This is a genomic window from Flavobacterium sp. GW823-FHT04A11 (assembly GCF_058796535.1).
The window spans coordinates 1,405,317-1,417,926 of sequence record NZ_CM179503.1 but is presented as its reverse complement, the minus strand read 5'-3'; the positions used below and the strand labels follow the sequence as shown (position 1 = coordinate 1,417,926).

Annotated in this window: 14 protein-coding genes; all 14 read left to right on the top strand. The window is 34.6% G+C overall.

Features of this window, described 5'->3' with window-relative positions; genetic code table 11:
• Nucleotides 1-80: 80 nt before the first annotated feature.
• Nucleotides 81-446, top strand: coding sequence for an NADH-quinone oxidoreductase subunit A (locus tag AC3QL1_RS06200; protein WP_110346638.1), 366 nt, complete (start codon nt 81-83; stop codon nt 444-446).
• A gap of 121 nt (nt 447-567) precedes the next feature.
• Entirely contained in the window at nt 568-1,116 is a 549-nt protein-coding gene (locus AC3QL1_RS06195; protein WP_115844259.1) for an NADH-quinone oxidoreductase subunit B, read from the top strand.
• A 1-nt stretch (nt 1,117) separates the two neighbouring features.
• Nucleotides 1,118-1,639: an NADH-quinone oxidoreductase subunit C gene (locus tag AC3QL1_RS06190; RefSeq protein WP_492496041.1), complete on the top strand. Its 522-nt coding sequence runs from the start codon at nt 1,118-1,120 to the stop codon at nt 1,637-1,639.
• A 25-nt stretch (nt 1,640-1,664) separates the two neighbouring features.
• A complete protein-coding gene (locus AC3QL1_RS06185) occupies nt 1,665-2,903 on the top strand; it encodes an NADH-quinone oxidoreductase subunit D (RefSeq protein WP_492496039.1) in 1,239 nt (412 codons plus the stop codon).
• Nucleotides 2,904-3,051: 148 nt separating this feature from the next.
• A complete protein-coding gene (locus AC3QL1_RS06180) occupies nt 3,052-3,582 on the top strand; it encodes a complex I 24 kDa subunit family protein (protein ID WP_492496037.1) in 531 nt (176 codons plus the stop codon).
• Between the two features lies 1 nt (nt 3,583).
• Nucleotides 3,584-4,954 carry an NADH-quinone oxidoreductase subunit NuoF gene (gene nuoF, locus AC3QL1_RS06175; protein ID WP_492496035.1) on the top strand — a complete coding sequence of 457 codons (1,371 nt, stop codon included), beginning with the start codon at nt 3,584-3,586 and terminating at the stop codon, nt 4,952-4,954.
• A gap of 3 nt (nt 4,955-4,957) precedes the next feature.
• Nucleotides 4,958-5,518: a hypothetical protein gene (locus AC3QL1_RS06170; RefSeq protein WP_492496033.1), complete on the top strand. Its 561-nt coding sequence runs from the start codon at nt 4,958-4,960 to the stop codon at nt 5,516-5,518.
• A 96-nt stretch (nt 5,519-5,614) separates the two neighbouring features.
• Nucleotides 5,615-6,646, top strand: a complete 1,032-nt coding sequence (locus tag AC3QL1_RS06165) for an NADH-quinone oxidoreductase subunit G (protein WP_492496032.1) — start codon at nt 5,615-5,617, stop codon at nt 6,644-6,646.
• 2 nt (nt 6,647-6,648) lie between these two features.
• Nucleotides 6,649-7,704 (top strand): NADH-quinone oxidoreductase subunit NuoH, encoded by a 1,056-nt coding sequence (gene nuoH / locus AC3QL1_RS06160; protein ID WP_492496030.1) that lies wholly within the window; start codon nt 6,649-6,651, stop codon nt 7,702-7,704.
• A gap of 158 nt (nt 7,705-7,862) precedes the next feature.
• A complete protein-coding gene (locus AC3QL1_RS06155) occupies nt 7,863-8,408 on the top strand; it encodes a NuoI/complex I 23 kDa subunit family protein (RefSeq protein ID WP_492496028.1) in 546 nt (181 codons plus the stop codon).
• Complete coding sequence (locus AC3QL1_RS06150) at nt 8,409-8,948, top strand: NADH-quinone oxidoreductase subunit J family protein (RefSeq protein WP_127338241.1); 540 nt, start codon at nt 8,409-8,411, stop codon at nt 8,946-8,948.
• Complete coding sequence (gene nuoK, locus AC3QL1_RS06145; RefSeq protein ID WP_017494599.1) at nt 8,948-9,268, top strand: NADH-quinone oxidoreductase subunit NuoK; 321 nt, start codon at nt 8,948-8,950, stop codon at nt 9,266-9,268. The genes AC3QL1_RS06150 and nuoK overlap by 1 nt, the downstream gene beginning before the upstream one ends.
• Before the next feature lie 6 nt (nt 9,269-9,274).
• A complete protein-coding gene (gene nuoL / locus AC3QL1_RS06140; protein ID WP_492496025.1) occupies nt 9,275-11,158 on the top strand; it encodes an NADH-quinone oxidoreductase subunit L in 1,884 nt (627 codons plus the stop codon).
• A gap of 10 nt (nt 11,159-11,168) precedes the next feature.
• Nucleotides 11,169-12,608: a complex I subunit 4 family protein gene (locus AC3QL1_RS06135; protein WP_492496023.1), complete on the top strand. Its 1,440-nt coding sequence runs from the start codon at nt 11,169-11,171 to the stop codon at nt 12,606-12,608.
• Nucleotides 12,609-12,610: the final 2 nt, after the last annotated feature.

Genomic DNA, 12,610 nt, shown 5'->3' with positions numbered 1-12,610 from the left:
TTAAATCCTTTTTTAGCTTGTGATTTACAGAGTTGAGACCTATCTTTGTGGCTCATTTTTTAAGTAAAAACCCTAAGTTTATGCAATCTGATCAATACAGCTATCTTCCTATTTTAATGCAGCTTATTCTGGCTGTGGGTTTTGTGGTAGGAACTATCATCATTTCCGGAAAATTAGGACCAAAAAGAACTTCTGAAACTAAAGATAAAAATTTCGAATGCGGAATTGAATCTGTTGGTAATGCCCGTATTCCGTTTTCAGTAAAATACTTCTTAGTTGCTATTTTGTTTGTTTTGTTTGACGTAGAGGTAATTTTCCTTTATCCTTGGGCAGTAAACTTTAAAGAACTTGGAATTGAAGGAATGCTAAAAATGATTGTTTTCATGGCGCTGCTTTTAGTTGGTTTTTTCTATATCATCAAAAAGAAAGCATTAGACTGGGAATAACAATTATGATTTGAGATTTCAGATTTTAGATTTCTCAGATAAAAAGATTTAATGATACTAATTGATTTTTCCTTTTACGATTTACCCAAATCTAAAATCAGAAATCTAAAATCTAAATAAAATGAGCGATTCAAATGTAAATATGGTTGCGCCGCCGGAAGGAGTTGTAGGAGAAGGTTTCTTCGCTACAAAACTAAATGATGTTGTAGGTTTAGCAAGAGCAAACTCATTATGGCCATTGCCTTTCGCAACTTCATGTTGCGGTATCGAATTCATGGCAACAATGGCCTCTCATTACGATTTGGCAAGATTTGGTTCAGAGCGTGTGAGCTTCTCTCCTCGTCAGGCAGATATGTTATTGGTAATGGGAACTATTTCTAAAAAAATGGCGCCTATTTTAAGACAGGTTTACGAACAAATGTCAGAACCTCGCTGGGTAATTGCTGTTGGAGCCTGTGCATCGTCAGGAGGAGTATTTGATACTTATTCTGTTTTACAAGGAATTGACAAAGTAATTCCGGTTGACGTTTACGTTCCGGGATGTCCGCCAAGACCAGAACAAATTGTTGATGGTGTAATGAAACTTCAGGAATTGGTAAAAAGCGAATCTGTGAGACGCAGAAGCTCTCCGGAATATCAAGAATTATTAGCTTCTTATAACATTTCATAAAATGGCTTTAGAAAATACCCTGATTCAGGATAAACTTACAGAAACATTTGACGCAAGTGTTTTTAACTTTCAAGAAGAAAGAGATATTTTTTCACTGGAAACTACCGCTGATAAAATCACAGCTTTAATTCTTTTTTTGAAAAACGACTCTGATCTTCGTTTTCACTTCTTAACAGATTTATGCGGTATTCATTACCCGGACAACGAAACAGATCGTCAATTTGCCATAGTATATCACTTACACAACTGGTACGAAAACAAACGTATCAAAATTAAAGTATACCTAAATGGTGAAAAACCAGAAATAAAAACCATTTCAAATATTTTCTTAAGTTCAAATTGGATGGAAAGAGAAACGTACGATTTCTACGGAGTTAATTTTATTGGACACCCGCAATTGAAACGTATTTTGAATATGGATGAAATGGTATCGTTCCCAATGCGAAAACAATTCCCAATGGAAGATAGCGGAAGAACGGATAAGGACGACAGATTCTTTGGAAGAACAACAACAAATTGCTAAAAAATAAATAATTCAACATTATAAAATGTCAGAACTATTATTACCACCAGAGCATCGATATGCTAAAATAGTTAAGGAGAAACTAAACGAAGACGGAAGCGAGCTTTCAGTGCTGAATTTAGGTCCTACACACCCGGCAACTCACGGTATTTTTCAAAATATCCTGTTGATGGATGGAGAAAGAATTCTTGAGGCTGAACCTACAATTGGTTACATCCACAGAGCTTTCGAAAAAATTGCCGAAAATCGTCCTTTTTATCAAATTACACCTCTTACTGACCGTATGAACTATTGCTCCTCTCCTATCAATAATATGGGATGGTGGATGACTATAGAAAAACTATTAGGAATTGAAGTTCCTAAAAGAGCGCAGTATTTAAGAGTTATCGTAATGGAATTGGCGCGTATTACAGATCACTTGATTTGTAACTCGATTCTAGGTGTAGATACTGGTGCTTATACTGGTTTCTTGTACGTTTTTCAATTTAGAGAGAAAGTTTACGAGATTTACGAAGAAATTTGTGGTGCTCGTTTAACAACAAATATGGGAAGAATTGGTGGTTTCGAAAGAGACTGGTCACCAGAAGCTTTCCGCAAACTTGATGTCTTTTTAAAAGATTTTCCTGTTGCATGGCAAGAATTTGTGAATCTATTCGAAAGAAACAGAATCTTCCTTGACAGAACTGTAAACGTAGGAGCAATTACTGCAGAGCAGGCAATGGCTTACGGATTTACAGGTCCAAACTTACGTGCTGCCGGAGTTGACTATGACGTTCGTGTTGCACAACCTTACTCTTCTTACGAAGATTTCGATTTTGTAGTTCCTGTTGGAAAATCAGGTGATACTTATGATCGTTTCTGTGTTCGTAACGCTGAAGTTTGGGAAAGTTTAAGCATTATTCGTCAGGCTTTGGATAAAATGCCGGCTGGAAATGAATATCATGCAGAAGTTCCTGATTATTATCTTCCTCCAAAAGAAGATGTTTACAATTCGATGGAATCTTTAATTTACCACTTTAAGATTGTAATGGGAGAAGTTCCTGTACCAGTTGCAGAAATTTATCACCCTGTTGAAGGAGGAAATGGAGAACTAGGATTTTATTTAGTTACAGACGGAAGCAGAACTCCATATAGATTACATTTCAGAAGACCTTGTTTTATTTATTACCAGGCATATCCTGAAATGATCAAAGGCGCTTTATTATCTGATGCAATTGTGATTTTATCAAGTTTAAATGTTATTGCAGGAGAATTAGACGCATAAAAAAATTGTAGAGTTTAGATTTATTGATTGCAGATTGAAAAATCTAAAATCTGAAGTCTAAAATCTAAATTAAAAAAGATTGCAGAATACGGATTACGGACAAAGATTGAAAAATCTAAAATCAGAAATCTAAAATCTAAAATTAAGAATGGAAAGAAAACATTACAAACAAGAAATAAACATAACTGAAGCATTGATGTCCCGCATCAATGAATTAATCAGTCATTATCCTGAAGACAAAAGAAAATCAGCTTTATTGCCTGTTTTGCACGAAGTGCAGGATGCACACGATAACTGGTTAAGCATTGAATTGCAGGATAAAGTTGCCGAAATTTTGCACATCAAACCAATTGAGGTTTACGAAGTGGTTACTTTTTATACCATGTACAACCAAAAACCAATTGGAAAATACATGTTCGAATTTTGCCAGACCTCTTGTTGTTGTTTAAATGGTGCCGAAAACTTAATGGATTATACTTCTGAAAAATTAGGCATTAAAATGGGAGAAACAACTCCGGACGGAATGTTTACCATTGCCGGTGTAGAATGTTTAGGCGCCTGCGGATACGCTCCGATGATGCAATTAGGTGATTTTTACAAAGAAAAATTGACAGAAGAAAAAATCGATCAGTTAATCGCTGACTGCAGAGATAATAAAATAATATTACACGATAAATAATATGTCACAAAAAATATTATTAGATAAAATCAACATTCCCGGAATCAAAACCTACGAAGTATATCGTCAAAATGGTGGTTACGCTTCAGTAGAAAAAGCTTTAAAAACACTTACTCCGGATGAAGTTGTTGAAGAAGTAAAAAAATCAGGTCTTCGTGGTCGTGGTGGTGCGGGTTTCCCTGCCGGAATGAAATGGAGTTTTATTGATAAAAAATCAGGAAAACCAAGACATTTAGTTTGCAACGCCGACGAATCTGAACCAGGAACTTTTAAAGATCGTTATTTGATGGAATTTATTCCTCACTTACTGATCGAAGGAATGATTACTTCAAGTTTTGCCTTAGGCGCTAACTTATCATATATCTACATTCGTGGAGAATATATGTGGGTTTTCAAAATTTTAGAAAGAGCAATCAACGAGGCAAGAGCTGCGGGTTGGTTAGGAAAAAATATATTAGGAACAGGTTACGATTTAGAATTACACGTTCACTGTGGAGCCGGAGCTTATATTTGTGGAGAAGAAACTGCACTTATAGAATCACTAGAAGGTAAAAGAGGAAATCCTCGTATTAAACCACCATTTCCTGCGGTTTCAGGACTTTGGGCTAATCCAACGGTAGTAAATAACGTAGAAACTATCGCAACTGTGCCTTGGATTATCAACAATTCTGGTGATGATTACGCTAAAATTGGAATTGGCCGTTCAACAGGAACTAAATTAATTTCTGCTTCAGGACACATTAAAAATCCTGGTGTTTACGAAATTGAATTAGGACTAAGTGTTGACGAATTCATGAATTCTGATGAATATTTAGGAGGAATGTCTTCAAGCAGACCTTTGAAAGCTTTTGTACCCGGAGGATCTTCGGTGCCAATTTTACCGGCTGAATTAATTTTCAAAACAGCAAACGGCGAAGATCGTTTAATGACTTACGAATCTTTAAGTGATGGTGGTTTTGCTACCGGATCGATGCTAGGTTCCGGAGGATTTATCGTTTACAATGACACTGCATGTGTGGTAAGAAACACCTGGAACTTTGCTCGTTTTTACCACCACGAATCTTGCGGACAATGTACTCCTTGTCGTGAAGGAACTGGGTGGTTAGAAAAAATCTTATGGAGAATTGAAAACGGTCAGGGACGTGAAGAAGATATCGAATTGTTGTGGAGTATTCAAAGTAAAATTGAAGGAAACACGATTTGTCCACTTGGTGATGCAGCATCGTGGCCGGTAGCAGCAGCGATTCGTCACTTTAGAGATGAATTTGAATACCATGTTCGTTTTCCTGAAAAAATAAAACACAGAGATCATTTTGTTGCTGAACCTTTCTCGCAAGTGAAACATTTAGTAGGTGGTAAAGTAATCATATAAAATATGAAAAGAATTTTTACATTTTTATTTGTCTTTTTAAGTGTAGTTACTAATGCTCAAAGATTCAATGGGTATGTCGTAACAAATGCTAATGATACTATAAAATGCAAATTTTCATTAGATATGAATATCTTCGATAATACCTTATTCTATGATGCAGGAATTAGTAAGAGAGCAAAAATCTACAAAGAAAACGGAGAAAAGGTAAAATATATGCCTTCAGAATTAAAAACTGTTTTTATTACTGGTCCGAAACAAGGAGATTATAAATTTGTGAGTTTAGCCGAAGATAAAGATCATTTTTTTCATGAAAAAATTAAAGGAAAAATATCTTATTATATTTTATACAAGGGAAACCTTCAAGGAGGATTTCCATTACAAGAACCTTACGTTTTAAAAGATGGAAAACTTGTAGAAATGACAGGGTTTAGTACCCGAAAAAAGTTTGCAGCATTTATAATTGATTATCCTGAATTATATGAAAAATGGATAGATTCAAATAATAATTATAAATTGGGTCAAATGGAAGAAGTAATAATATTATATAATGAGCATTTCAAATAGTTAAAAATATAAGCAGAAAGTTATAAAGTTAATGATATCAAAAAGGACAGCAATTCTTTTGAATATTCCGACTTTCAACATTCAAATCAATAAGAGATGAAAGTAACCATAGACGGTCAAAGTATAGACGTAGAGCCAGGAACAACGATCCTGCAGGCTGCACGTATGATTGGTGGAGATTTAGTACCGCCAGCCATGTGCTATTACTCAAAATTAAAAGGGAGCGGCGGTAAATGTCGTTGTTGTTTAGTTGAAGTTTCTAAAGGAAGTGAAGCTGACCCAAGACCAATGCCAAAATTGATGGCATCTTGCGTAACAGGATGTATGGACGGAATGGAAGTAAACAGTAAATCTTCTGACAGAGTAAACGAAGCCCGCAAATCTGTTACTGAATTTTTATTAATCAATCACCCACTTGATTGTCCAATTTGTGATCAGGCCGGTGAGTGTGATTTACAAAACTTAAGTTTCGAACACGGAAATCCGAAATCACGTTTTATTGAAGAAAAAAGAACATTTGAACCGGAAGATATCGGTCCAAATATTCAACTGCATATGAACCGTTGTATTTTATGCCAAAGATGTGTACAAGTTGCAGATCAATTGACAGACAACAGAGTTCACGGAGTATTAGATCGTGGTGATCACGCTAATATTTCAACCGGAATCTCAAAAGCTATTGACAATGAATTCTCAGGAAACATGATTGATGTTTGTCCTGTTGGAGCATTGACAGATAAAACTTTCCGTTTTAAATCAAGAGTTTGGTTTAACAAACCTTATAACGCACACAGAGAATGTACAACTCCGGGATGTTGTGGAAAAACAACAGTTTGGATGTTTGGTGGAGAAATTCAACGTGTTACCGGTCGTAAAGACGAATATCATGAAGTGGAAGAATTCATCTGCAACTCTTGCCGTTTTGACCACAAAAATGTAAATGACTGGGTTATTGAAGGACCAAGAGAATTTGAAAAAGATTCTGTTATCAATCAAAATAACTACACTCAAAAATTAGAGAAAGTAGAAATCGATACAGAAAAAAATATCCTTTTAGGAAGAGATATCGACCGTAAAAAAATTAGTATGGCTGAAATTCCATTAAACACTAACAACAAAAATTCTTAACGATGGTCGATGGTGCATTTATTATAGAAAAAAGTGTTGTAATTGTTGTGGTTTTTGCCGTGACAATGATTATGGCCATGTATTCTACCTGGGCTGAGCGTAAAGTTGCAGCATTTTTACAAGACCGTGTAGGACCAAACCGTGCCGGATGGGGAGGATTATTACAACCTCTTGCTGATGGTATGAAATTATTCTCAAAAGAAGAATTTTTCCCAAATACTCCTAACCGATTTTTATTTATTGTGGGTCCTGCAATTGCAATGAGTACTGCTTTAATGACAAGTGCTGTAATTCCGTGGGGAGACAGATTACATGTTTTTGGAAGAGATGTTCTTTTACAGGCTACAGATATCAATATTGGATTACTATACTTTTTTGGCGTTGTTTCAGTTGGAGTTTACGGAATCATGATTGGTGGATGGGCATCTAACAATAAATTTTCATTGATGGGAGCTGTTCGTGCGGCTTCGCAAATGGTTTCTTATGAAGTTGCTATGGGATTATCAATGATTGCCTTATTGATGATGACAGGAACTTTAAGCTTAAAAGAAATTTCAATGCAACAAGCAGGAATGAATTGGAATGTTTTTTACCAGCCATTATCTTTCCTGATCTTCCTAATTTGTGCTTTTGCAGAAACAAACAGAACTCCTTTTGACTTGGCAGAATGTGAATCTGAGTTGATTGGTGGTTACCATACAGAATATTCATCTATGAAAATGGGATTCTACTTATTTGCTGAATATGCAAATATGTTTATCTCTGCTACTATTATTTCCGTATTGTTTTTTGGAGGTTATAATTATCCCGGAATGCAATGGATGGTTGAAAATGTAGGTGTAAATACGGCTAACATTTTAGGAATTGGAGTATTATTTGTAAAAATATGTTTCTTCATATTCTTCTATATGTGGGTGCGTTGGACAATTCCAAGATTTAGATATGACCAATTGATGAATTTGGGATGGAGAATTTTAATTCCGCTTTCCATTATCAATATCATGATTACAGGTGCTGTTATTTTAAGACATGATATTGCTGCCTTTTTAGGATTTTAGAACCTTAGTGCCCTAGCCCTGATAGAAGCGGCATCCTTTTATTCCGCCGCGGCGGATAAAAGATATAGCGGATAGCAGGATTAGCTTCAAATAAAAAATAAAATAAATTTAGATTTGATTTTACCGTCAAATTATAAATTGTAAATCATACATTAAAAATGTCGATAGAAACTATATCATTATCGGGTAGAAAAAAGATGGTCTCAAATAAAGAGATGACCTTTTTAGAGCGATTGTATCTTGTGGCGATTGTGAAAGGATTGATTATCACGGTCAAGCACTTATTCAGAAAAAAAGTGACGATTCACTATCCTGAACAAGTACGTGAAATGAGTCCTGTTTATCGTGGTCAACATCAGTTGAAACGTGATGAACAAGGTCGTGAAAACTGTACAGCTTGTGGATTATGTGCTTTGTCATGTCCTGCAGAAGCTATCACGATGAAAGCTGCTGAGCGTAAAGCTGACGAAAAACATTTGTACAGAGAAGAGAAATATGCTTCTATTTATGAAATTAATATGTTGCGTTGTATTTTTTGTGGTTTATGCGAAGAAGCTTGCCCGAAAGATGCCATTTATTTGACTACTTCAAAAGTATTAGTACCTGCCAGCTACGAAAGAGAAGATTTCATTTTTGGAAAAGACAGATTAGTAATGCCTCTTGATGTGGCAATCAAAAATGCTCAACTTAATAATGCGAACTAAATGATACATATTCCTGATTTTGCACACGCAACAACTGTACAAATTATATTTTGTTTCTTAGCGTTTATTACGGTGATTACCGCATTTTTGACCATTTTTAGCAGAAACCCAATTCATAGTGCTATTTATTTAGTGATTTGTTTTTTCTCGATTGCTGGTCACTATTTACTTTTAAACTCTCAATTTTTAGCTATAGTACATCTTATAGTTTATTCCGGAGCAATTATGATTTTGTTCCTGTTTACGATTATGTTGATGAATCTTAACGAACGCCATCAGGTACACAGACCCAGAATTACGCGTTTGGGTGCGATTGTTTCTTTCTGTTTGATTTGCATTGTATTGATTGCCATCTTTATTAATTCAAAACCAATTGTTGGAGCTTACGATTCAACAGGTGAAGATTTTCAATCTATAAAAGTATTAGGTAAAATATTATTGAACGAATATATGGTTCCTTTTGAATTTGCATCAATCTTGCTTTTGGTTGCGATGATTGGAACGGTACTATTGTCTAAAAAAGAAAAATTAAATAAATAATGGGTAATATATTAAATCAAATAGGTATTGAAAACTACATCTTTTTAAGTGTTGTACTTTTCTGTATTGGTATTTTTGGTGTATTGTACAGACGAAATGCTATTATCGTTTTCATGTCTATCGAAATCATGTTAAATGCTGTTAACCTTTTATTTGTTGCTTTTTCAACTTATCATCAAGATGCACAAGGACAAGTTTTTGTGTTCTTCTCGATGGCAGTTGCTGCAGCAGAAGTTGCAGTTGGATTGGCTATTTTAGTTTCGATCTTTAGAAATTTAGGTTCGATTAGTATCGATAATTTAAAAAATTTAAAAGGATAAATGGAAATGGATACCAATTTAGCTTTAGTTTTAGTATTAGCTCCTTTTTTAGGATTTTTAATAAATGTTTTCTTTGGAAAAAGTTTAGGAAAAACAGTTTCGGGAATTATTGGCACTGTAGCAGTGGCGGTTTCATTTGCTGTGACATTATTCTTTTTCAACCAAATTACTCAAACTGAAAAAGCCATTCAAATCACTTTATTTGACTGGATTCAGATTAGTAATCTTCACATCAATCTTGGATTCTTATTAGATCAGTTATCATTGCTTTGGTTGCTTTTTGTAACCGGTATTGGTTCTTTGATCCACTTATATTCTATTAGTTACATGCACGATGATGAGAATATCCACAAATTCTTTTCTTATTTGAATTTGTTTGTGTTTTTCATGATTACGCTTGTAATTGGAAGTAATTTATTAGTATTATTTATTGGCTGGGAAGGTGTTGGACTTTGTTCGTATTTATTAATTGGATTTTGGTATAAAAACCAGGATTACAACGACGCTGCGAAAAAAGCTTTCATCATGAACAGAATTGGAGATTTAGGTTTATTAATCGGAATGTTCATTATTGGTTCAATGTTCTCGACTTTAGATTATGCAACTTTAAAAACTGCAATTGCCGGAGCAACAAATCTTAATTTACCATTACTTTCATTAGCTGCTTTATGCTTATTTATTGGAGCTTGTGGTAAATCTGCTCAAATTCCGTTATACACGTGGTTACCAGATGCGATGGCTGGACCAACACCGGTTTCTGCATTGATTCACGCTGCAACGATGGTTACTGCTGGTATTTTTATGGTAACAAGATTAAACTTTGTATTTGATTTAGCACCGGATGTTCAAACTGTTATTGCTGTTATTGGAGCTATCACTTCATTAGTTGCGGCAACAATTGGTTTAGTTCAGACAGATATTAAAAAGGTTTTAGCCTACTCTACAGTTTCTCAATTAGGATTAATGTTTTTAGCGTTAGGATTTGGTGCTTATGAAGTTGCCGTTTTCCACGTTATCACACACGCTTTCTTTAAAGCTTGTTTATTCTTAGGATCAGGATCTGTTATTCACGGATTGCACGGAGAACAGGATATGCGTAAAATGGGTGGTTTGCGTAAAGCAATGCCAATCACTTTCTGGACAATGTTAGTATCATCATTAGCAATTTCAGGTGTACCGTTTTTCTCTGGTTTTTTCTCTAAGGATGAAATTTTATTAACAGCTTTCCACCATAGCATTCCACTTTATGTAGTTGGATCTATTGCTTCTATAATGACGGCTTTTTACATGTTCAGATTGATGTTCCTTACTTTCTTCAAAGATTTTAGAGGAACTGAAGAACAAAAACATCATTTACATGAAAGTGACGGATTGATTACTTTCCCTTTAATGATCTTAGCTGTTCTGGCTACTTTTGGCGGGGTAATTAGTTTACCTGGAAACAGTTGGTTAAATGAGTATCTAGCTCCGCTTTTCACGAAAGTGGCAGGAGAAGAACATCATTTAGGGACAACAGAATATACTCTTATGGGAGTTGCAGTTTTAGGTGGTTTATTAGGTATTTTAATTGCTTACATCAAATACTTCAAACAAGATAATGTTCCGGAATCTGATGAAAACATTACGGGTCTGACTAAGGTACTTTACAACAAATATTATGTTGATGAAGCTTATGATGCACTTTTTGTTCGTTCAATAAATGCATTATCAAGATTCTTTAGAGACAGTATTGAAACAGGTTTATCAGCACTTGTTTTCGGATTAGGAAAAGTAACCAATGAAATAGGTTTTCAAGGTAAAAAATTACAAAACGGAAGTATCGGATTATATCTTTTTGCCTTTGTTTTGGGTCTTTGCGCCATTGTTTCCTATATATTTTTAGCTAAATAATTTTACAACTATGAACGTTTCTCTTATATTAATTATTCTTTTAATTGGTGCATTTGCCACTTATTTTGTTGGTGACAAACTAGCATCTAAAGTAGCTTTGTTCTTTAGCTTAGCGGCTTTAGGTTGTTCGGTTGTATTATTAAATCATTTCTGTGCAGGCGAAAATATTAGCGTAATAAATGCCTGGATTACGCAGCCAAAAATTTCATTTGTTTTAAATGCTGATGGATTAGCAATGGCAATGCTATTATTAACCGTTGCCTTAACGCCAATTATTATATTTTCCTCTTTTGGTAACGAATATAAAAATGCCAAAGGATTTTATGCTTTAATTTTATTTATGGCCTTTGCTATGACAGGAACTTTCCTTGCCGGCGATGGTTTATTATATTATATTTTTTGGGAATTATCTCTTATTCCTATTTACTTTATTGCTCTTATTTGGGGTAATGGCGATGCAGAAGAACGCAGAAAAGCAGTAGTTAAATTCTTTATCTACACGCTTGCAGGATCTTTATTTATGCTTGTTGCCTTTATCTATTTATATACAAAAGCAAAAAGTTTCCTTATTGACGATTTATATAACCTGAATTTATCTGCTTGTGAGCAATTCTGGATTTTTCTTGCTTTCTTTTTTGCTTATGCAATTAAAATTCCAATTATTCCTTTCCACACCTGGCAGGCAAGTGTATACCAAAAAGCACCAACTGTTGGAACAATGCTTTTATCCGGTATCATGTTAAAAATGGGATTATATAGTGTTATTCGCTGGCAATTGCCAATTGCGCCTCTTGCTGCAAAAGAATACATGAATATTTTTATTGCGTTAGGAATTGCCGGAGTTATCTACGGATCTATTGTTGCTTTAAGACAAAAAGATTTAAAGAAATTATTAGCTTATTCTTCTCTTGCGCACGTTGGATTAATCGCTGCAGGAAGTTATACATTAACAATTGATGGTTTACGTGGAGCTGTTTTACAAATGATTGCTCACGGTTTTGTTGTAGTTGGATTATTCTTTGCTGCTGAAATTATCTTCAGAAGATTTGAAACGAGAGAAATTAGCGAGATGGGCGGAATTCGTATTCAGTCTCCAAAATTTACTTCTATGTTTTTAATTTTGGTATTGGCTTCAGTTGCTTTACCAAGTACTTTTAACTTTGTTGGAGAGTTTACCGTTTTATACAGCCTTTCTCAAATTAATGTCTGGTTTGCTGTTTTAGGCGGAACTACAATTATTTTAGGAGCTTACTATATGCTTAAAATGTTTCAAAATGTAATGTTGGGAGAAACAAATTCAAAAACTTTTGCAGATGTTTCTGTTAATGAAGGTATTTCATTGGTCGTGATTATTGCGGTTTTAATCTTCTTCGGATTTTATCCAAAACCAATTACAGATTTGATTACACCAAGTTTAGAAACAATTCTAAACGTTATCAATAAAAATTAATA

What these genes read in the sequence shown, in the direction of transcription:
- nuoK (WP_017494599.1), top strand. Translation starts at nt 8,948, where the DNA reads ATGGGTAATATATTAAATCAAATAGGTATTGAAAACTACATCTTTTTA.
- AC3QL1_RS06135 (WP_492496023.1), top strand. Translation starts at nt 11,169, where the DNA reads ATGAACGTTTCTCTTATATTAATTATTCTTTTAATTGGTGCATTTGCC.
- AC3QL1_RS06200 (WP_110346638.1), top strand. Translation starts at nt 81, where the DNA reads ATGCAATCTGATCAATACAGCTATCTTCCTATTTTAATGCAGCTTATT.
- AC3QL1_RS06185 (WP_492496039.1), top strand. Translation starts at nt 1,665, where the DNA reads ATGTCAGAACTATTATTACCACCAGAGCATCGATATGCTAAAATAGTT.
- AC3QL1_RS06180 (WP_492496037.1), top strand. Translation starts at nt 3,052, where the DNA reads ATGGAAAGAAAACATTACAAACAAGAAATAAACATAACTGAAGCATTG.
- AC3QL1_RS06155 (WP_492496028.1), top strand. Translation starts at nt 7,863, where the DNA reads ATGTCGATAGAAACTATATCATTATCGGGTAGAAAAAAGATGGTCTCA.
- nuoH (WP_492496030.1), top strand. Translation starts at nt 6,649, where the DNA reads ATGGTCGATGGTGCATTTATTATAGAAAAAAGTGTTGTAATTGTTGTG.
- AC3QL1_RS06165 (WP_492496032.1), top strand. Translation starts at nt 5,615, where the DNA reads ATGAAAGTAACCATAGACGGTCAAAGTATAGACGTAGAGCCAGGAACA.
- nuoL (WP_492496025.1), top strand. Translation starts at nt 9,275, where the DNA reads ATGGATACCAATTTAGCTTTAGTTTTAGTATTAGCTCCTTTTTTAGGA.
- AC3QL1_RS06190 (WP_492496041.1), top strand. Translation starts at nt 1,118, where the DNA reads ATGGCTTTAGAAAATACCCTGATTCAGGATAAACTTACAGAAACATTT.
- AC3QL1_RS06195 (WP_115844259.1), top strand. Translation starts at nt 568, where the DNA reads ATGAGCGATTCAAATGTAAATATGGTTGCGCCGCCGGAAGGAGTTGTA.
- AC3QL1_RS06170 (WP_492496033.1), top strand. Translation starts at nt 4,958, where the DNA reads ATGAAAAGAATTTTTACATTTTTATTTGTCTTTTTAAGTGTAGTTACT.
- AC3QL1_RS06150 (WP_127338241.1), top strand. Translation starts at nt 8,409, where the DNA reads ATGATACATATTCCTGATTTTGCACACGCAACAACTGTACAAATTATA.
- nuoF (WP_492496035.1), top strand. Translation starts at nt 3,584, where the DNA reads ATGTCACAAAAAATATTATTAGATAAAATCAACATTCCCGGAATCAAA.